This window comes from Saccharopolyspora aridisoli (genome assembly GCF_004348445.1).
Lineage (GTDB): Bacteria > Actinomycetota > Actinomycetes > Mycobacteriales > Pseudonocardiaceae > Saccharopolyspora > Saccharopolyspora aridisoli.
Genome location: NZ_SMKV01000010.1, coordinates 164,184 through 184,134 on the forward strand (window position 1 = coordinate 164,184; position 19,951 = coordinate 184,134).

Annotated in this window: 15 protein-coding genes and 1 pseudogene; 10 read left to right on the plus strand and 6 right to left on the minus strand. The window is 68.8% G+C overall.

Annotation, left to right across the window (positions count from 1 at the left end):
* Positions 1–20: 20 nt before the first annotated feature.
* The 3 genes from E1161_RS10880 to E1161_RS10890 all read right to left on the minus strand — a co-directional run bounded on the left by E1161_RS10880 (position 21) and on the right by E1161_RS10890 (position 3,793).
* The gene (locus tag E1161_RS10880; protein ID WP_132622238.1) at positions 21–749 is read right to left on the minus strand and encodes a sulfite exporter TauE/SafE family protein; all 729 of its coding nucleotides are present in this window, start codon (positions 747–749) and stop codon (positions 21–23) included.
* Entirely contained in the window at positions 746–2,185 is a 1,440-nt protein-coding gene (locus E1161_RS10885; protein WP_132622240.1) for an NAD-dependent succinate-semialdehyde dehydrogenase, read from the minus strand. The genes E1161_RS10880 and E1161_RS10885 overlap by 4 nt, the downstream gene beginning before the upstream one ends.
* A gap of 150 nt (positions 2,186–2,335) precedes the next feature.
* Complete coding sequence (locus E1161_RS10890; protein ID WP_132622242.1) at positions 2,336–3,793, minus strand: MFS transporter; 1,458 nt, start codon at positions 3,791–3,793, stop codon at positions 2,336–2,338.
* A gap of 98 nt (positions 3,794–3,891) precedes the next feature.
* Here E1161_RS10890 and E1161_RS10895 point away from each other — a divergent pair, with 98 nt between their 5' ends.
* From E1161_RS10895 to E1161_RS10915, 5 genes are read left to right on the plus strand one after another with little or no spacing between them, the layout of a single operon-like run.
* Positions 3,892–6,237, plus strand: coding sequence for a glycoside hydrolase family 31 protein (locus E1161_RS10895; protein WP_165939751.1), 2,346 nt, complete (start codon positions 3,892–3,894; stop codon positions 6,235–6,237).
* A complete protein-coding gene (locus tag E1161_RS10900) occupies positions 6,234–7,967 on the plus strand; it encodes an IlvD/Edd family dehydratase (protein ID WP_132622246.1) in 1,734 nt (577 codons plus the stop codon). The genes E1161_RS10895 and E1161_RS10900 overlap by 4 nt, the downstream gene beginning before the upstream one ends.
* A 32-nt stretch (positions 7,968–7,999) precedes the next feature.
* Positions 8,000–8,809 (plus strand): SDR family NAD(P)-dependent oxidoreductase, encoded by an 810-nt coding sequence (locus tag E1161_RS10905; RefSeq protein WP_132622248.1) that lies wholly within the window; start codon positions 8,000–8,002, stop codon positions 8,807–8,809.
* Positions 8,806–9,429: a bifunctional 4-hydroxy-2-oxoglutarate aldolase/2-dehydro-3-deoxy-phosphogluconate aldolase gene (locus tag E1161_RS10910; RefSeq protein WP_132622250.1), complete on the plus strand. Its 624-nt coding sequence runs from the start codon at positions 8,806–8,808 to the stop codon at positions 9,427–9,429. Before E1161_RS10905 ends, E1161_RS10910 begins: the two co-directional genes overlap by 4 nt.
* Entirely contained in the window at positions 9,426–10,295 is an 870-nt protein-coding gene (locus E1161_RS10915; protein ID WP_132622252.1) for an SMP-30/gluconolactonase/LRE family protein, read from the plus strand. Before E1161_RS10910 ends, E1161_RS10915 begins: the two co-directional genes overlap by 4 nt.
* On the opposite strand, the gene E1161_RS10920 is transcribed toward E1161_RS10915, so the two are convergent.
* Together E1161_RS10920 and E1161_RS10925 are read right to left on the minus strand one after the other, a co-directional pair.
* Positions 10,287–11,030 (minus strand): FadR/GntR family transcriptional regulator, encoded by a 744-nt coding sequence (locus tag E1161_RS10920; RefSeq protein ID WP_132622254.1) that lies wholly within the window; start codon positions 11,028–11,030, stop codon positions 10,287–10,289. The two genes, E1161_RS10915 and E1161_RS10920, sit on opposite strands and share 9 nt — an antisense overlap.
* A gap of 24 nt (positions 11,031–11,054) precedes the next feature.
* A complete protein-coding gene (locus E1161_RS10925) occupies positions 11,055–11,345 on the minus strand; it encodes a hypothetical protein (RefSeq protein WP_132622256.1) in 291 nt (96 codons plus the stop codon).
* A 389-nt stretch (positions 11,346–11,734) separates the two neighbouring features.
* Here E1161_RS10925 and E1161_RS10930 point away from each other — a divergent pair, with 389 nt between their 5' ends.
* From E1161_RS10930 to E1161_RS10945, 4 genes are all read left to right on the plus strand, one after another.
* A complete protein-coding gene (locus tag E1161_RS10930) occupies positions 11,735–12,742 on the plus strand; it encodes a LacI family DNA-binding transcriptional regulator (protein WP_132622287.1) in 1,008 nt (335 codons plus the stop codon).
* 187 nt (positions 12,743–12,929) lie between these two features.
* Positions 12,930–13,895 (plus strand): arabinan endo-1,5-alpha-L-arabinosidase, encoded by a 966-nt coding sequence (locus E1161_RS10935; protein ID WP_235874935.1) that lies wholly within the window; start codon positions 12,930–12,932, stop codon positions 13,893–13,895.
* 53 nt (positions 13,896–13,948) lie between these two features.
* The gene (locus E1161_RS10940; protein WP_132622258.1) at positions 13,949–14,398 is read left to right on the plus strand and encodes a family 43 glycosylhydrolase; all 450 of its coding nucleotides are present in this window, start codon (positions 13,949–13,951) and stop codon (positions 14,396–14,398) included.
* 260 nt (positions 14,399–14,658) lie between these two features.
* The gene (locus E1161_RS10945; protein ID WP_132622260.1) at positions 14,659–18,333 is read left to right on the plus strand and encodes a glycoside hydrolase family 2 TIM barrel-domain containing protein; all 3,675 of its coding nucleotides are present in this window, start codon (positions 14,659–14,661) and stop codon (positions 18,331–18,333) included.
* Positions 18,334–18,535: 202 nt separating this feature from the next.
* Here E1161_RS10945 and E1161_RS28040 read toward each other — a convergent pair.
* Positions 18,536–18,799 (minus strand): annotated as a pseudogene (locus E1161_RS28040) (helix-turn-helix domain-containing protein); the annotation flags it as partial.
* 228 nt (positions 18,800–19,027) lie between these two features.
* Here E1161_RS28040 and E1161_RS10955 point away from each other — a divergent pair.
* Positions 19,028–19,435, plus strand: a complete 408-nt coding sequence (locus E1161_RS10955; RefSeq protein WP_132622262.1) for a hypothetical protein — start codon at positions 19,028–19,030, stop codon at positions 19,433–19,435.
* The last annotated feature ends 516 nt before the right edge of the window (positions 19,436–19,951 follow it).

Below are 19,951 nucleotides of genomic sequence, written 5' to 3' on the forward strand. Positions count from 1 at the left end.
GGACTGCTCGTGCGCTGCTCTCACAGCATCGTCACGACACCCCGCACCACGGCGGAGGCCCCACCGATCAGCGCGACACCGATGATCAACCGACGGCCTGTCTTCGCCGCGATCCGCTCGTCCAGCCACTCACCCGCGATCGCACCGATCACCAGTGCCGCACCGCAGCACACCCAGCCGAGCCACGACACCTCGGGTATTCCCTTCGCGACCAGGGAACCGAAGTTCACCACGAGCAGGTACGCCTGCGCGGTCGGGATGAGCACTCGTCGAGCCCACTGCTCGGAGAGCGCGTACACCGACACCATCGGCCCTCCGACCCCGGCGGTCACGCTCATGAAGCCCGAGATCGCTCCGGCGATGACCGCGCCTGGTGCGCCCCGCAGCAGCCTTTGGCGTCCGGCCAGTACCGTGGCGGCCACGGCGACGATCACCATCGACCCGATGAGCACGAGCAACGGCCCGGTCGGCGAGACCGCTGCCACGAACGCGCCGAGCGGGATGGCTGCGATCGCGGGGAGCGCCAGCATCAGCACGGAACGCCAATGGGTGTCCCGCCAGGTCCGGGCCAGCACGGTCCCGCACAGCACCATGGACAGCGCGTTCGACAGGCTCACCCCGATGTGCGGGCCCGCAGCGGCGACCATCAGCGGACCTCCTACCAAACCGAAGCCCAGGCCCGTCGTGCGCTGCGTGAGGGCCCCTATCAGCACCGGCACGGCCAGGAGGACCGCCGTTGCCGCGCTCACAGGGTCAGCGCTGCGTACTGGACCTCGGTGAACTCCTCGAGTCCGATGTCGGCGCCCTCCCTGCCGAGCCCCGACTGCTTGACGCCGCCCATCGGGGCGAAGGCGACGCTGGGCAGCGGCTCGTTGACACCGAGGATGCCCACGTCCAGCTGCTCGCCGATGCGCCACCCGGCACCGAGATCACCGGAGTACACGTAACCGGCAAGTCCCATCTCGGTGGCGTTGGCGGTGGTCAGCGCATCCTCGACGGTGGAGAACCGGAAAACACCCGCCACCGGTCCGAACACCTCCTCCGCGGCCAGGCCGACGTCCTGGGGCACTCCCGTGAGCACGCACGGCGCGACGTAGCTACCGGACTCCGGGAGTCGCTGCTGGCCGCCGTGGACCTGGGCACCCGCTGCGACGGCTTCGGCCACCAGACCGCGAACGGCCGCCGCGCGCTCGTCGTCGATCACGGGGCCGAGGTCCGGGCACGGGTCGGCCACCCCGTTCCCGACCGTCATCGTCTTGATCCTCGCTGCGAACTCGGCCACGAACTCGTCGTGCACGCCGTCCTGGACCAAGAAGCGGTTCGCCGCGATGCAGGACTGGCCGGTGTTGCGGAACCGTGCGAGCATCGCGCCCTCGACCGCGGCGTCCACATCGGCATCGTCGAGGACCAGGAATGGCGCGTTCCCACCGAGTTCCAGCAGTGGACGCGTGATCCGGTTCGACGCCTGACGCATGATCAGCCGCCCGACCTCAGTGGACCCGGTGAACGAGACGACGCGCACTGCGCGGTGAGCGAGCAGGGCGCCCGTGATCTCCGCAGCGGGCCCGTGCACGAGGTTGACCGCGCCCGGCGGCAGCCCGGCATCCGTGAGGCAACGGATCATCTCGGTGACCGCGAGGGGAGCCTTCTCCGAAACACGCGCCACCACCGTGCAGCCCGCGGCGAGCGCGGGTGCGAGCTTGCGGGCCTGGATCGAGCACGGGAAGTTCCACGGTGTCAGGCTCGCCACCACTCCGGCCGGTTTGCGGCGCACGAGGTGCCGCCGGACCGCCACCTCCTCCTGCACCACCGCTCCATGCCTCCGCCTCGCCTGCTCGGCGAACCAGCGGAAGTACTCCACCGAGAAGGCGATCTCGCCGCGCGCTTCGGGAAGTCGCTTGCCCGCCTCGCGGGCGAGCAGATCGGCGAGGAGATCGGCACGCTCCTCGATCAGGTCTGCCCCGGCCGACAGCAGACGACACCGCTCCCGGACACCGGTGCCGGCCCAGCCGGCGAAGGCGACTGCCGCCGCATCGGCCGCGGCGGTGGCGTCTGCGGCCGCCTGCTCGGCATCCGTCCAGTCCAGACGTCCGACGAGACTGCCATCAGCCGGGTTGTGGACGTCCAAGGTGGACTCGCGCGAGGTCCACCGTCCGTCGATCAGGACTGTGGGCTGGGTAGGCATTCGTTCGTCTCCTGTCATCGGTGTTCCGGAGGAGCTTCCACGGCCGGGGCGGGCGGCCGCCGGTCCTGCCCGAGGCTCGCACCCTCTGGGCAGGGATCGCGGCGATGGGAGCCCTCCGCCGCGCGGGGGACTCCCATCGGCTCAGTCGGCTCAGTTCGATCTCGTCGACGTGCTCGCGCCGACCTCATCGCACGTGTCCAGGTCCTCGTCGCCGTGTTCTTCGACGTCCTTGCCCACCGGGTCCCAGCGGATGACCACCAGCGCGATGATCGCGACGAGCGGGGCGAGCACGATCGCTCCGATCGTGAAGCGCATGCCTTGCGCGTCGAGCAGGACCGGGAAGGCGAAGGCGCCGATGATGCCGCCGACCCGGGTGATCGCCTGCGTGTACCCGCCGCCGATCCCTCGGATGGCGGTCGGGTAGGACAGCGTTCCCATCGCAGTGCCGACGTAGCCCGCGCCGAAGTTGTGCGCGGCTGAGAACACCGCGATCAGGACCACCGCGATCGAGGCGGCGAGAACGCTGAACGCGCCGCTGATGATCGCCAGACAGCCCGCGGTGATGGAGAAACCGATCAGGCCGAGTCGTCGAAGGCCCAATCGTTGTGTCCCGGCGACGCAGCCGAGCGCACCGATCGCGCCGATGAGGTTGACCACGCCGGAGAGCACCAGCACCAGCACGATGTCGTCCGGGAACAACGAGCTGAAGATCTTCGGCATGTACAGCGAGATCGCGTAGTACTGCGCGGCCTGGCAGACCACGAGGATGCTGACCAGGATGGTGCGCGCTGTGTAGGGCGGCCGGAACAGCGCGAGCAGGCTGCCTGCGCGGGAACGCCCCTCCTGCGGCGCCACGACCCGGCGCTCCTCGTCCACGGTGACTTCGAGGTCGTAGTTCTTCCGCAGGATCTCCGCGGCCTTCTCGAGCCCTTCGTACTTCGCCGCCCACATCGGGGACTCGGCGGTGTAGATGAACCGGAGGATCAGCACGATCAGGGCGGGGACGGCGCCGAGACCGATGGACCACCGCCACAGCTGCTCGCCGACACCGATGAAGTGGAACGGGATGATCACGAAGAACGCGACCGCCGCCGCGGCCGTGGACATCACCTGGGCCATCGTGACGTTGCGGCCCTTGTTGGAGATCGCGCTGTACTCCGCGACGAACGCCAACGCAACGGGAACGTCGAGCCCGACGCCGACACCCATCAGGAATCGCCAGAGGCAGAACAGCTCCGGGTTCGGCGCCGTCGCCGCCAGCACCGTGGCGCCGACCAGCAGGAACAGCGTGATCAGCAACATCTTCGTGCGGCCGACCCGGTCGGTGAGGTAGCCACCGAAGAGCCCGCCGAACATCGCGCCGAGCAGGATGGTCATCGAGATGACGGGCAGCGAGTGCAGGCTCAACCCCGAGTTCGTGAGGTTGAACTCCGAGGTGATCTGCACGGTCCCGAGACCGAAGCTGCTCAGGTCCCAGCCGTCCACGAAGATGCTGCCGAGCGCAACGATCTTGACCAAGGCGGGGTTCTTGGGACGGATCCGGCCTGTGTCGATCAGGCGCAGGACGTCGTCCGGCTTCCGGAGCACGACGGCGGCGTTGCCTGTCATGGGGTTTCCTTTGCGTGGGGGGAAGTGGTAAGACCTCTTGCCAGAAGTTAAGCTAGAAGGGACACCGCGTCAAGATCGCGGTCAACATGGGAGAAGAGATGTCAGCGTTGACAGAGCGGTACATGCTGCGCGAGGTCGAGGAAGTGACAGCGCATCCCGACACGACCGCCGGACACGGTGTGACCGCGCGAGTCCGCGCCGTTCTCTGCCAACCTGGAGCCGATGGTTTCGGTTACCTCACCGGCGAAACGCTCGCCGAGCAAGGCATCGAGACGAGCATGCCGAACCTCCCCGAGCTCGACATCCCTCCCCTGCTCACCCGAGAATTCGCGGTTGATGTCCGCTGGGCCGGTCCGGAGGTCGTGCGCATCACGATCGGCGCGGCCGACAGGCAGCGTTCAGCACCGACAGGAACCGAGCACGGCATCCTCGTCACGCCCAAGTACGCCGAGACCAGCACAACGGTCGAGCAGGACGAGCACGACGTTGTTGTGGTGAGCGGGGGTCGGCTGCGCGTCAGGCTCGGTCGGCGCCCCTTCTCCCTGGAAGTCCAGGACACCGCCACCGGCGCCACACTGATCAGCACGGCTGGGAAGCTCCGCCAAGTCGCCGGACTGCCCATCTCCCCCGCCGCCACTGCAGGTGGGACGACCGCGGTCAACCTCGAACTCGGCCCCGACGAGGAGATCCTCGGCTTCGGCGAGCAGTTCGGCCGCTCGGTGAAGAACGGCCAGCGGCTGCGCCTGCGCGTCGAGGACGCGCTCGGCACCGGGACCGGCATGGCCTACAAACCGGCCCCGGTCTGGTACTCCACGGCGGGTTACCTCGCGCTGATCAACACCGGTGCCGTCGTCAACGCCGACGTCGGCCACTCCCGCAACGGCGTGTTCGGCGTCGAAGCCGAGTGCGGCGAGCTGGACCTCTACCTGATCGCGGGTCCCGAGCCCAAGCAGGCGCTGACGACCTACACACGGCTGACCGGGCGTGGAGCGGTTCCCCCGGTGTGGGCGTTCGGGTACTGGCTCGGCCGCTGCAGGTACCACTCCGCCTCGCAGATGGAGGAGATCGGCCGCACGCTGCGGGAACTGGGCGTTCCGTGCGACATCCTGCACCTGGACCCCGACTGGCTCGTCGTGGACAGGCTTAACTGCGACTTCATCTGGAACACCGACCGCTTCGGCGATCGAGCGGAGTTCATCACCGCGTTGGAGCGTCTCGGCCTGCGGCTCTCGGTCTGGGAACTGCCCTACCTCGACCCGGCATCGCCCCGCTACGCCGAGGCGGCCGAGCGCGGCTACCTCATCACCGACGCCGACGGGGAGATCGCCACGATCGCGGGCACGCCCGTCCCCGACGGACGGCCTCGGGCACTGCTGGACTTCACCTCGCCCGAGGCTCGCCGCTGGTGGCAGGACCTGCACGGGCCATTCCTCGACGACGGCGTCGCCGTGTTCAAGACCGACTTCGGCGAGGGCCTGCCCGACGACGTCCGACTCGCCGGCGGAACCGGAGCCGAGCACGCGCACAACCTGTACCCGCTGCGCTACAACGGTGCGGTGAGCGAGGCCATCGCCGAGAAGACCGGTCGCGCACCCCTGGTGTGGGGCCGTTCCGGCTGGGCGGGGTCGCACCGCTACCCCGCGCAGTGGGGTGGAGACGCGGAGTCCACGGTGTCGGGCATGCGCGCGACCCTGCGCGGCGGCCTGTCGCACGCCATGAGCATGCCAGGCTTGTGGGGACACGACATCGGCGGTTTCTTCGGCCCCGAGCTCACACCTGAGCTCTACGTGCGCTGGACGCAGTTCGGCGCGCTCTCGCCTCTCATGCGCGCCCACGGACTTCGTCCGCGCGAGCCGTGGGAGTTCGGCGAGCACGCCTTGGACATCGCACGCGAGTGGATCCGACTGCGCTACTCGCTGCTGCCCTACCTGTGGCAGGCCGCGCACGAGTCGGCCGAGCACGGCTGGCCGATGCTGCGCCCGCTGGCGCTGGAGTTCCCCGACGACGACCTCGCCACGGCGCGCGACGACGCGTTCCTGCTCGGCTCAGACCTGCTCGTCGTTCCGGTCTTCGACGACGGCGGCGAGCCGGTGCGGCGTCGCTTCTACATCCCCCGCGGCGGGTGGACGGACCTCGTGACCGGCGATCGGCACGAAGGTCCGGCGCTGCACGAGGAATTCGTGCCGTTGGAACGCATTCCGGTGCTGGTGCGCGACGGTGCGCTGCTGCCGAGGTTGGTGGTGGACGAGCACGTGCGCAACACCGACGACCTGCTCGGCGCCCCGTGGGAACTGCACGCCTACGGCGACGTGTCCACCGCTGCTACGTTCTTCGACTTCCGCTCCCGCCCGTTCACGGTCGAGGTGAACGGCGATCAACTCGCCACCGGCTCGTCGACGCAGTTGAGCCTGGTCCGCCACACGCCGCAGGAGGCACGGTCATGACATCGCCCGAACCCGCACGACGCAGCACATCCTGGTTCGGCGCCGAAGGCAAGATGGGCTTCGTCCACAGGTCCAAGCTGTACAACTCGGGCCGTTCACCGGAGATGTTCGACGGCAGGCCCGTCATCGGGATCTGCAACAGCTGGTCGGAGCTCACGCCCTGCAACCGGCACCTGCGCGACGTGGCCGAGGCGGTCAAGCGCGGCGTGCTGCTGGCCGGTGGATTCCCGCTGGAGTTCCCGACGATGTCGCTGGGCGAGACGCTGATGCGCCCATCGGCGATGCTCTACCGCAACCTGATGGCGATGGAAGTCGAGGAGAACCTCCGCTCGTACCCGCTCGACGGCGTGGTGCTGCTCGCCGGCTGTGACAAGACCGTTCCCGCTCAGCTCATGGGTGCACTCAGCGCCGACCTGCCGGCGATCATGCTCACCGGCGGGCCGATGCTCAACGGCAAGTTCCGGGGCACCGACGCCGGTTCCGGCACGCACGTGTGGCAGTTCGCCGAGGAGGTCCGGGCGGGCCGGATGAGCCGCGCCGAGTTCGGCCAGGCCGAGGCGTGCCTGTCCCGCAGCGCGGGGCACTGCACGACCATGGGCACGGCGTCCACGATGGCCTGCCTGGTGGAGGTCATGGGCCTGTCGTTACCGGGCAGTGCGGCAGTGCCCGCCGTGGACGCGGGCCGCTCCGCGCTCGCCGAGCAGTCGGGCAGGCGGATCGTGTCCATGGTGGAGGAGGACCTGCGGCCTTCGACCGTCCTGGACCGGCGGTCGTTCGAGAACGCGGCGCGGCTCAACGCCGCGATCGGCGGGTCCACCAACGCCATCGTGCACCTGAGCGCGCTGGCCGGGCGCGCCGAGGTCGACTTCCCGCTGGAGGAGTTCGACCGGCAGGCTCGCGACATCCCGCTACTGGTCGACCTGCTGCCGTCCGGCCGGTTCCTCATGGAGGAGTTCAGCTACGCGGGCGGCGTGCCCGCGGTGGTGACCGAGCTGGGCGACCAGCTCCACGGCGACGCGCGCACGGTCACCGGCCAGAGCCTCGCCGAGAACTGCACGGGTGCTCAGAACTGGAACTCAGAGGTGATCCGCACGCGGGCGGAACCGGTGCAGCCCGCGGGGTCGGCCACAGCGGTGCTCACCGGCAACCTCGCCCCGAACGGCGCGGTGATCAAGATGTCGGCGGCCTCTCCGGAACTGATCGACCACACCGGTACAGCGGTGGTCTTCGACACCGTCGAGGAGTACTACGCGCGCTGCGACGACCCGGATCTGCCGGTGGACGCCGACACCGTGCTCGTCGTGCGCGGCGCCGGGCCGCGCGGTTACCCGGGCATGCCCGAGATCGGCAACCTGTCGATACCCAAGAAGCTGCTGGATGCGGGTGTGCGGGACCTCGTGCGGATCACCGATGGCCGGATGAGCGGCACCTCCTACGGCACGATCGTCCTGCACGTCGCTCCCGAGTCCGCCGCGGGCGGGCCGCTAGCGCTGCTGCGCACCGGCGACCGTGTGCACCTGGACGTGGCCGCACGCAGGCTCGACATGCTCGTCGACGATGACGAACTGGCCCGGCGCGCAGCCGAGTTCACCACGGAGGAGCAGCCCGCTGATCAGGGTGGCGGCTGGAGCGGGTTGTACCGGGAGCACGTCGGCCAGGCCGACACCGGGGCTGACCTGGACTTCCTGCGCGGACGGCGCGGGCACGCGATCCCCCGGCGGCACCTGTGAACGACGGCAGCGAGGGCTGGAAGGACGAGGGCATGAGAGAGCTCAGCGGGCGTCGGGCGCTCGTGACCGGGGCGGCGACCGGGATCGGCCGGGTCGTGGCGCACGACCTGGCCCGTCGCGGCGCGACGGTGCTCGGTGTCGACCGAGACGCGGCCGTGACGGACCTCGCCGGAGGGTGCGAGGACCCGGTCGCCGCGCGGCTGGGAGGAGTCGCCTGCGACCTCGCCGACACGCCACAGCTCGAAGCGCTCGCCGACCGCGCCGAGGCGGCACCCGGTTTCGACGTGCTGGTCAACTGCGCGGCGGCCTACTCCCCGAAGGGCGGTTTCCTCGACGCGTCCGTCTCCGACTGGAACCGCGTGCTCGCGGTGAACGTCGTTGCCACGGGCGTGCTGAGCACCGCCGTGGCGCGCGGGCTGCACGCGGCCGGCAGGACCAGCGGCTCGATCGTGAACTTCTGCAGCCTCCAGGAGGCCATGCCGGTGCCCGGCTACGGGCCCTACGTCGCCAGCAAGGGCGGCGTGCGCGCGGCGACGAAGGCGCTGGCTGTGGAACTGGCCTCGTGGGGTGTGCGGGTCAACGCGGTGGCGCCGGGCGTGGTCAACACACCATCCACTTTGGCCACCCTGGACGGCAAGAGCTGGGGTGACGACGGCGCGCCGCCCACGCTGCTCGGCCGCGCAGGCACCCCCGAGGAGGTCGCGGACGCGGTGGCCTTCCTCGCCTCGGACGCCTCGTCGTTCATCACCGGCACGATCATCCCTGTCGACGGCGGCCGTCACCTCAGCCGCCGTCACGATCCGACCGGTGATCTCGACGTCACCGCAGGGAGGAACCGATGACTGACATCAACCTCAGCCCGCTCACCGTGGTCTACCGCGGCCTGACCCCGCAGCAAGCCCTTCGGCTGAGCACGGCGCTGCACGAAGCCGGGATGCGCTCGTTCGAGGTCACCATGACCGGTGACCGTCCGATGGAGACGATCGAATTGCTGTGCCGGGAGCTCCCGGGTGACGCGCTGATCGGAGCCGGCACGGTGAGCACACCCGAGCAGGTCACGGCCTCGGCCGCGGCCGGCGCGCGTTTCGTGGTGTCACCGCACCTCGACGCCCGGGTCGTCGAACGCACTCGCCGCGAAGGGCTGCTCTCGGTGCCGGGGGCGCTCACCCCGACCGAGATCATGACGGCCCGGAACGCGGGCGCGGACGTGGTGAAGGTGTTCCCCGTCAACGCGGTCGGTGCCGACTACCTCCGGCAGCTGCGCGGGCCGATGCCGGACCTGGAGGTGATGGCCAGCGGTGGCGTGACTCCCACGCTGGCCGCCGAGGTGGTGGCGGCGGGGGCGAAGTGCGTGGCCGTTGGGCACCACCTGCTGGGCGCGGACCCCGACGGCGGCTTCGACCCAGGAGAGCTGCGGGACCGCACCTCCGAGTTCCTGCGAGCCGCAGGAGCGACGTCATGAGCGCAGTGGCCGTCGATCCGGTCGGCGACGTCCGCGCGCGCTTCGGCGAAGGCGCGTTCTGGGACGCGACCACCGAAACCCTGCTGTGGGTGGACATCACGGGTGGGGCGGTGCACCGAACTTCGCCCGCCGACGGTGCCACCGAACGGTGCGTGCTGGGCGGAGAGGTCGCCGCGGCGTTCCCGACCACGCGCGCGACCGTCGTCGCCGCACGGGACAGCACGTTGCTGGAAGTGGCCGGCGAGGAGGTCGTCGGAGAGGTCGCGGGTGTGCCGCCCCATCCCAGGATGCGGTTCAACGACGGCGGCCCCGATCCCCGGGGCAGGCTGCTGATCGGCACGCTGCACGCCGACAAGGACCCGGGCACCGCGTCGCTCTACCGCCTCGACGACGAGCTGGTTCCGGTGGTCACCGGGGTGACCGTGTCCAACGGCCTGGGTTGGAGCCCGGACGGCGGGATGCTCTACTACGCCGATACTCCGACGCTGCGCTTGGACGTCTTCGACTACGACACCGGGCAAGGCCTCCCAGGTGTTCGTCGGACCCTCGCCGACGTCTCCGATTCCCCAGGTAGACCGGACGGACTGACCGTCGACGCCGAGGGCTGCGTGTGGGTGGCCATGATCAGGGGCGGTGAGCTCCGCCGGTACGCACCGGACGGGCGGCTCGACCGCGTTGTGCCGCTGCCTGTTTCGCACCCGACGAGCGTCGCTTTCGGCGGGGCCGACTTGGGCGACCTGTTCGTGACGAGCGCTCTGGACCCGTTGTCGGCGGCCGAACGCCACGAACAGCCGCTGGCGGGTCGGCTGCTGCGGCTCGATCCCGGCGTCCAGGGCTTGCCCGCCCCGTCAGTGCTCCTACCCTGACGCCTCATCCGCCGGGTGCCCGTCGCGCAAGTGCTTGAGCGCCGCACGGCGGGCCCCGTCGATGTGCGCCTTGGCAGCCCGTCGCGCCGCGACGGGGTCTCCCGCGATCACGGCTTCGTGGATGCGGGTGTGGTCGCGGCGGGATCGCTCAAGTCGGCCCGGCAACCGCAACGTGGACTGCATCCCGCGCGCGAGGATGTCTTGCAGAACGGTCTCGGTGCGGGTCAGGAAGCGGTTCCCCGCGGCCTCGACGATCCGGAGGTGGAAGGCGGAGTCGAGCGCGCGGAGCTCGGCCCAGTCGATCTCGGCGGCGCCGGCGCACCGGTCGAGGGCCTGGAAGGCCTCGGTCACCTTCGCCAGCAGCTCGCGGTCCTGGTTGCGCGCAGCCCACGCCGTGGCGGGAACTTCGAGCACCTCACGCATGTCGAACAGCTCGGTGAGCGTGAGCTCCTCGGCGAACTTCGCATCGCGCAGCGCGTGGGACTCGCTGGGATCCGCGACGAACACGCCGCTCCCGTGCTTGATGTCGACGTGCCCGCTCTGCCGCAAGGACCGCAGCGCTTCCCGCAGGGATGGCCGACTCGTACCGAGACGACTCGCGAGTTCGCGTTCCGGGGGCAACCGGTCCCCTGGTTTCAGCTCCTGAGATTTGATCGCCTGGAGAATCCGTTCGGCGATCAGGTCCGACACCGATCCCTGACGCAACGGCACCCAGGGGTCGTCCGTGACGCCCATGCTGCGGCTCCTCACCAAGAAGAACTAGAGGTATGACCACTTTACCAGCTCACCGCCTTTGGCCAGCTGTCCGGACACGAAGTTCCCCGCCTCGCAGGCCAAGCCCGTGCTGCGCGTCGCCCAAGGCGGCGACACCACCAGGAACCGCTGAAGAGCACCGCCCGCCGCGCGCTCGATTCCCGTTGAGGTGCAGGGTCGTTGCGCTTCGGCGAGGACGAGTGCGATGTGGCTCCACCCCTTCGGCGGCGACGGCCCCTGGCCCACGACCTGCTCCTCCGCACCGACGCCGTTGCCCGTGATGGCGAACCTCGGCACACCGCGGTCGTCGCGGTGTGCCAGGTACGAGTAGGAGTGCCACGACCGCCAGCGCGAACTCGCGCAACCGGCCGCTGGAGGTGGGTACGTGCGCCGGATGGTCGTGGAGTCGGACGGCAGATCACCTGAACGCCTTGGACGCCTCCCGTGTTATCGCTAACACCGCGCTGCAGAAGACGTGGAACACAAGTCGTCGCTCGGCCGACTCCGCGCAGCACGCGTCCGAAGAGCTCCGGGGGTCCGGTCCCGCACGTGGAACCGGGCTCGCTGCGCTGCTCCTGTGGACACCTCACCGTTCGGGCATCCGCTGGAGTAGCGTCGCCCCAGCGGCCGAGTTCGGAGGTGGTGATGTGAGCAGGGGCACGTCTTCGTCACCGCGTCGGGCGGTGATGGCCGACGTCGCGGGGCTGGCAGGCGTCTCGCAGCAAACGGTTTCCCGCGTGCTCAACGGGCATCCCTCGGTCTCGCCCGCTGCCCGCACCCGAGTGCTGGCGGCCGTCGAGGAACTCGACTACCGGCCCCACTCCGCCGCCCGAGCTCTCGCCTCCCGCCGCACCAGGATGATCGGCGTGGTCAGCTACGACACCACGCTCCACGGCCCGGCGAGCACCCTCTACGGCATAGAGCAGGCGGCGCGCCGATCCGGCTACTCCGTGAGCGTGACCAGCGCCAAGTCCATCGACGGTGATCACGCCAGTCACGCGCTGGAGCGGCTGAACCGGCAGAGCGTGGACGGCGCGATCGTCATCGCGCCTCAGCGCTCCACCGTCGAGGCCCTGCGCACGGTCCCGTCCGACCTGCCGGTGGTAGCCGTCGAAGGCGGCGAGGGCAACGGCCACTCCACGGTGTGCGTCGATCAGGTCGAGGGCGCCGCGCTGGCTACGCGGCACCTGCTGTCCCAGGGCGCCGAGTCGGTGTTCCACATCGCCGGGCCCGCCGACTGGCTGGAAGCCCAAGGACGGGTCGCGGGTTGGCGCGGCGAGATCGAACGCACGGGGATCGAACCGCCGGAACCGCTGCGCGGCGACTGGAGTCCGGCCTCCGGGTACGCCAACGGCCAGCTGCTGGCCGAACGCTCCGACGTGCGCGCGGTGTTCGTGGCCAACGACCAGATGGCGCTCGGAGTCCTGCGCGCCTTTCACGAGCGAGGCGTTCGCGTTCCTGCAGACGTGCTCGTGGCCGGTTTCGACGACATTCCCGAGGCCGCCTACTTCACTCCCCCGCTGACCACGATCCGGCAGGACTTCAACGCGGTGGGGCGAGCGAGCATCGACCTCCTCCTGCAGCAGATCACCGGACACGCCCCCAGCGGCGAGTCCGTGGTGATCGCACCCGAACTGATCACCCGCCACAGCAGCATCGGAAACCTGCGCGAGAGCGCGTTTCCGAAGCAGTGAGCCGCTCGACCCGTGGTCCGTGCCGGGTCGAACAAGTGTGATTTGACCTGGTGCCAGCGCACCCGTAACGTCCTGTTCCGATCTCGTCATGTTAGCGCTCACTTCAAAAGCGATCGACGAGATCCCGCGAGCGTCACGCACTTCCCGCACGAATCCGGCAACACCCTGACCGGAACGGAGAATCGACGTGCGACGACTTCCATTCCTCCTGCTCACCGCCGTGACCACGTTCGCTTCAGCAATCCCGGCCTCGGCTGCCGACTATCCCATGCCCGGTGTCGTGACCGGCGATGTCGCCGCGCATGACCCGTCCATGGTGAAGACCGATGCCGGATACCTGCTCTACTCCACGCACGACGGCATCGAGATGCGCAGTTCGGGCGATCGAACCCGTTTCGACCGGGCGGGATCGGCTTTCTCATCCGTGCCCGCGTGGGTCTACGACTACCATGCCGACGGCGACGTGTGGGCGCCAGACACCTCCTTCCACGACGGCCAGTACTGGATGTACTACTCCGCCTCGACCTTCGGGACCAACCACTCCGCGATCGGGCTGGCCACCAGCCCCACCGGAGAACCTGGCAGCTGGCAGGACCGAGGCATCGTCCACGCCACCTCGACAGCCGACGACCACAACGCCATCGACCCGAACCTGCTGGTCGACTCGCAGGGGCGGTGGTGGCTGTCGTTCGGTTCGTTCTGGACCGGGATCCGGATGATCCAGCTCGATCCGGCCACCGGCATGCGGCATCCCACCGACCAGGCCGTGCACCGGCTAGCCACGCGCCCGCAGGACCCGCCGCACGCCGTGGAGGCGCCCACGATCGTCGAACGTGACGGGATGTACTACCTCTTCGTCTCGTTCGACCAGTGCTGCCAAGGCGTGCAGAGCACCTACCGGATCATGGTCGGTCGGTCCATCGAACCGACCGGCCCCTACCTCGACGCAACAGGAACTCCGATGACCGAGGGCGGCGGCACCGAGATCCTCGCCAGCCACGCCAACATCATTGGGCCAGGCGGGCAGAGCGTGCTGCCCGACACCGACGGCGACCTGCTCGTGTACCACTACTACGACGCCAACGCCGGTGGCGCGCACAAGCTGGGCATCAACCTCCTCGGCTGGGAACAGGGCTGGCCCCGTGTGCGCTGAGAACCCCCGTCCTGCCATCGGAAAGACTCTCAGCCGGTCACCGGACCCACCAGATGGTCGAACCTTGCCCGACATACCGACACCGAGTCGCGTCGCACTGCCTGGCCACCGTTCCCGAATGCGGCCGGCTGATCCTGCGCCGCGCCCGCACCCTCCAGGCGCTGGCCGACGCCGACGAGGTCATCGTGTGGCGCGAGCACGAAACCGGGCCGGTTGCTGTTGCTGCCGATGCCTGGTTCTCGCTGCGCCCAGGCGAGGTGGCGCGTTCTGCGTGGACGAACGTTGGGGATCCCGCCGCGGGGACGAAGTCACCGGAGCCTGTGTTCGCCACCAGCGAGGCGAACTCGCAGTACGGACCTGGGCACAACAGCTCCACCGCAGGCGAGGACGGCACCGACCTGCTCGTCTACCACGCGCGGCAGTACCGGGAGATCGAGGGCGACCCGCTGCTGGACCCCAACCGCCACACCCGCGTCCAAGCGTTCCACTGGAAACCCGGCTGAACGCCGAACTTCGGGACACCGGTCACCGACACCCCCCCAGCACGCCCGAGCTGTCGAGCGACGTGACCGCTGGGGCTCCACGTCCGGTATGCCCCGAAGGAACCATTGACGGCCAACGGTCGATGCTGTGTTCTTTTCTGCGCGATACTGTTTGACTGTGGAGGTTCAACGTGTATCGGTTGTTCGCTCTTGTGTCACTGTGTCTGATCTTTCTCAGCACCACCGGTGTCGCCGCGTCCGCGCAACCACCCGATCCCGGGATGCCGGGCGGAGACGTGCACGCCTACCTGGATGACCCGCAGAAGGTGGCTGAAGGGCAAGAAGCCCCGCACGCCAGGCTGCGCCCGTACGAAGACGCCAACTCGGCAGCCCGCGGCGAGGAACTCACCCCCTACACGCGAACGCTGGACGGCCAGTGGCAGATCGCGATGGCCGACCGCCCTGAAGACGTTCCGCCCGGCTTCTACACCGAGGACTACGACTCGTCGAGCTGGCGGACGGTGTCGGTGCCGCACACCTGGCAGACCGCCGGCCTCGACCACCCGATGTTCCGCAACATCGCCACCGAGGTGCAGCCGGACGACCCACCCCGCGTGCCCCGGGACGTCAACCCGACCGGCGCCTACACCCGCGACTTCGACCTGCCCGCCGACTGGGCGCAGCGCAGCACCTTCGTCCGCTTCGAAGGGGTCACTTCGGGGTTCTTCGTTTGGGTCAACGGGCAGTACATCGGCTACGACCAGGGCGGCTACACGCCCGCGGAGTTCGACATCTCGCGGGTGCTGCACCCGGGCAAGAACCGCATCGCCGTGCAGGTGCACCGCTGGAGTGCGGGTTCTTACCTCGAAGACGTCGACCAGTGGCGCTACTCGGGCATCTTCCGCTCCGTCGAGCTGTACTCCACACCCGCCACGCACGTGCGGGACGTGACGCTGCGGACCGATCTCGACGCCACCTACACCGACGCGAACCTCTCGGCGGTGGTCGATCTCGACCGCCGCGAGGGCGGGACGACCGGCCCGCACCGCGTGACCGCCTCGCTCCGCGACCCGCGCGGCACAGAGGTCGGCTCGGTGAGCCAGGACGTCGAGATCACCCGACCGGACTCGCAGGTCCAGCTCAACCTCCCGGTCCGCAACCCCGCCAAGTGGACCGATGAGACGCCCAACGTCTACACGGTCGTGCTCACCTTGAGCGGCCCGGACGGCGCGGTCGGCCACATCACCAGCGAGACGGTCGGCTTCCGGGAGATCGAGATCCGCGACCGGCAACTGCTCATCAACGGCAAGCGCACCTTGTTCAAGGGGGTCAACCGGGCCGAGACCGACCCGGACCACGGCAGGCACGTGCCCCGTCCCGCGCAGGAGCGCGACGTCCATCTGATGAAGCAGCTCAACATCAACGCCGTGCGCACCTCCCACTACCCCGCAGACCCGTACTTCAACGACCTGGCCGACCAGCGCGGTCTGTGGGTCGACGACGAGGTCGACATCGAGACCCACAACCACGAGGACTGCACCCAGTGGTGCCAGGCGAACGAGCCGGAATGGCGAGACGCGTTCATGGACCGCATGATCGGCATGGTCGAACGCGACAAGAACCACCCGAGCATCTTCCTCTGGGACACCGGCAACGAGGCCGGGCTCGGCGCGCACCACTTCGAAATGGCCGACTGGGTCAAGCGCAACGACCCGACCCGGCCCGTCTACCACCAGTCGAACAACCCTGACGGTGACGCTCCGTTCGCCGACGTCTGGGGTCCGCGCTACCCCTCGCCTGAGAAGTTCGCCGAACAGGCCAAGACCACCACGAAACCGCTGATCTTCGGCGAGTACGCGCACGCGATGGGCAACAGCCTCGGCAACTTCCACGAGTTCTGGGACATCATCCGGGCCCACCCGCAGACCCAGGGCGGATTCATCTGGGACTGGGCCGAGCAGAACATCCGGCAGCACACCCGGATCACGCCCGACACCTCCGGCAACGGCATCTCCGCGCACCTTTCCGGGAGACCGGAGCTCGTCGACGGCCACCGCGGCAAAGCGCTGTCGCTGTCCGGCTTGGACGACTTCGTCGAGGTCTACCGCGATCGCAAGCTGGACATCGGCGGCAATGCCTTGACCCTCGACACCTGGGTCAAACCCGGCAAGTGGACCGGTGATTTCCGGATCTTGGGCAAGGGCGATCACCAGTACGCGCTGAAGATGAAGTCGGAGAACGTCCTCGAGTTCTTCATCCACAGCGGCACCTGGCGGTCCGTGCAGGCGCAGGTGCCCGCCGACTTCTACGGCAACTGGCACCGGGTCAGCGGAACCTACGACGGCACGGCGCTGCGCCTGTACATCGACGGCAAGGAGGTCGGCAGCACGCCGTTCACCGGCGCCATCGACCGATCCTCAGCCGAGGTCAACATCGGCCGGGACTTCGAGACTTCGTGGAACGACCCGTCCGACGTGGGCTGGATGGCGCGGGGCGCGGTCGACGACGCGCGCATCTACGACCGGCCGCTCACCGCCGCCGAGCTCGGCGCACCGGAGCCGGTGGGCGGCGCGCTTCTCGCGCTGGACTTCGACCGCGTCGAGGACGCCGGGACCCACCTGTCCTACGGTTCGAGTCTGTCCGGTGTGGACGGTTTGGTCAGCTCCGATCGACGGCCGCAGCCGGAGGCGGCCCAGATGGCCTGGGCGCACCAGCCCCTGCGATTCGGCTTCGACGACCAGACCCTGTCGGTGACCAACGAGCGGCAGTTCACCGGCACCGATGAGCTCACCCTGCGGTGGGAGGTCACCGAAGGTTCCCGCGTCGTGGCCGAGCACGAGCAGCCGCTGCGGGTGGGGCCGAACTCGACGTGGACCGAAGCGCTGCCACTGCCGCCGAACCCGGACGACCGGGAGCGGTTCCTCAGCGTCGAAGCGGTCACTACCGGCGCCCAGCACGGGGTTCCGGCCGGTCACGTGCTCGCCCACGACCAGTTCCCGCTCGCCGGCACCCGCGTTCCCGGTCTCGACCGGCGCCCAGCGGAAGGACCGCCGGTGCAGGTCGAGGACGAGGGCTCGAAGGTGAGGGCATCGGCTTCGGGAGTCACCTACGAGCTCGACAAGACCACCGGTGCGCTGTCGTCGATCCGCGCCGACGGTCAGGAACTGCTCGCAGGTGGGCCGAAGCTCGACGCCTGGCGCGCGCCCATCAGCAACGAGACCTTCGCCTGGGGACGTGCCGAAGGCGAGGACTGGCGCAAGGCGGGCCTGGACCGGCTGGTGACCAACGTGACCGGTCACCGCGTCGAACCGGCTCCGGCAGGCGGCGCGCGGATCGTGGTCGACACCCGCGTGGCGGCACCGGACGTGGCAGGCGCCTGGTTCGACCAGACCATGACCTACACGATCGGCAGGGACGGTGTCCTGGAGCTCGGGCACGAGGTCGTGCCCCAAGGCGAGGTGCGCCAACTGCCGTACCTGCCGCGCATCGGCGTCTCCCTCGCGGTGCCGGACCGCTACGAGCGCTTCGCCTGGTACGGCCGCGGTGCCGAGAGCTACAACGACCGCAAGAACGGCAGCCCGATCGGGGTGAACACCTCCACAGTCGACGAGCAGTACGTCGAGTACCACCGGCCGCAGGACCACGGCAACCACACGGATTCGCGGTGGGCGCTGCTCACCGACGGCCAGACCGGCGGTCTGCTCGTGGCCGGTGCCCCGGAGGTCAGCGTGACCCCCTACGACGACCTCGACCGGGCTGCCTACCCGTTCCAGCTCCGGCGCAACGACGGCTGGTTCACCCTGCACGCCGACCACGCGGTCACGGGGGTGGGAGGCACCCCGAACCCGGTCCGCGACCGCTACCAGGTGCGGCCTGACTCCACCTACGACAACACCCTCACCATCCGCCCCCTGTCACCCGGAGAAGCACGAGCCGGTCTCCCGAACGGAGCCTGAACTCGCACAGCACCGATGTGGCGCAGTCCGACCCCGCCTGTGACGCGCACAGGTCGGTGCAGTTGTTCAGGCACTTCAATCGCGCAGTCCTGCCCGTCTTCACGCCGGTGCTGGGCCCGGGTAACCGCCATCGGTCAACACCGCCCGCCCGGCGAGGTCGTGGTCGATCCCGGAATCGCGATACATCGCCAGCAAGGACCGAGGTCTCGACCACCCGGTACGCGGTCGAGTGCGAGATAGCGACCAACGAGCCGATCTGGCGCATCGTCAGGTTCGTCCGCCATTACATCGCGACCAGCAACACCCGATCCTCCCGCCGCAGCCGCCACTGCCGACCAGGACGACGATCCGCGATCGCCTGCCCACCACGCCTGGGCCACCACCGCCACCAGCTCCCGGGACTGCCGGGGCTCCAACCCCGTGAAGGGGCAGTCCACTCCGACCGCGCCGCCGAGATCACCTGCACCCACGTGATCAACCACGACCCGACCCACAAGTTATCGGGTTACGAGACATCGTTCAGGTACGTAGAAATGACATCGCGTTTGGCAGCCGGGCGTTACAGTGATCAGGAACACGTTTGTCGGGTTTGAGATTCTTGTACGATTCCGTTTCGTCACGATCATTCTGGTTCGGGATTCGGCGTCGTCAACGCCGATGGATACTAGTTTTCTCACATGGGAGAACCTCAAAAATGCACACCTCAAGCTTCGATTCCGAGGCCGGCGCCCAGGCCGCGTTCAGCGGAGACGCTGACTTCGATGCCGAAGCCATGGCTCATGCCCACACCACGGCCGAGGACGAAGCTGACCAGAGCTCGCAGACTAGCCTGACCGGCGCGGCGGAGAGCAGCTTCGAGGCCGAGGGCGGCGCGGACGCTGAGTTCGGCGCCACCGCTACCAGCTACGGCAGCGCGGATTTCGACATGCTCGACACGTGCTGGGGTGGCAGCGTTGAAGGCGATGTCGTCACCAGCGCCGCATCCAGCGTGGAATACACCAGCTCCCTCGATGGCGGGTTCGGTGACGCCATGTTCGCAGCTAATGGTGAGGCCGTTGCGGAAACCGGTGCAACGGCAGAGGCTGATTTCTTCATTGCCTAGGACGTGCGCGCAAAATTCGGTGGGTAGCTGCGATTTCGCGAGTGACGTAACGAACCTGAAAATGCGCGGAATCTGTTGAGAACAGACGACGCCGCGGCGGTCGTCAACCATCTCACGCAATCCCGGTGCTAACAGGTGTCGCCCCGCGTCCAATCGGTGAACCGATCGGACGCGGGGCGATTGCTCTTATTCGGCCCCAAGCGCCACAGCCGGGCGGCCGGAGGCTGCTTGGACAACGAGTGCGCGGCCCGTCAGCATCAGGTCGCCGGTGTCTCCGCCAGCGACCTACCACTCACGGGCGTAGGTGTGGCGCCAGCGGTGGGCGTGCCGGTTCTAGATGTGATGTCCGGGGAGGTTGTCCCGGTCGTGGTGTGTGAGTTGGTTTGTTCTGCAGACAGGTGAAGGCCTCTGGTTGTGAAGTGGAGCTGTCTAGGAACCGCTTCATCAACCGGAGGCCTTCGTGTCCCACCCTAACGCCACGCTGACTCCTCGTACGCGGCTGCGGCTGGCTCGTTT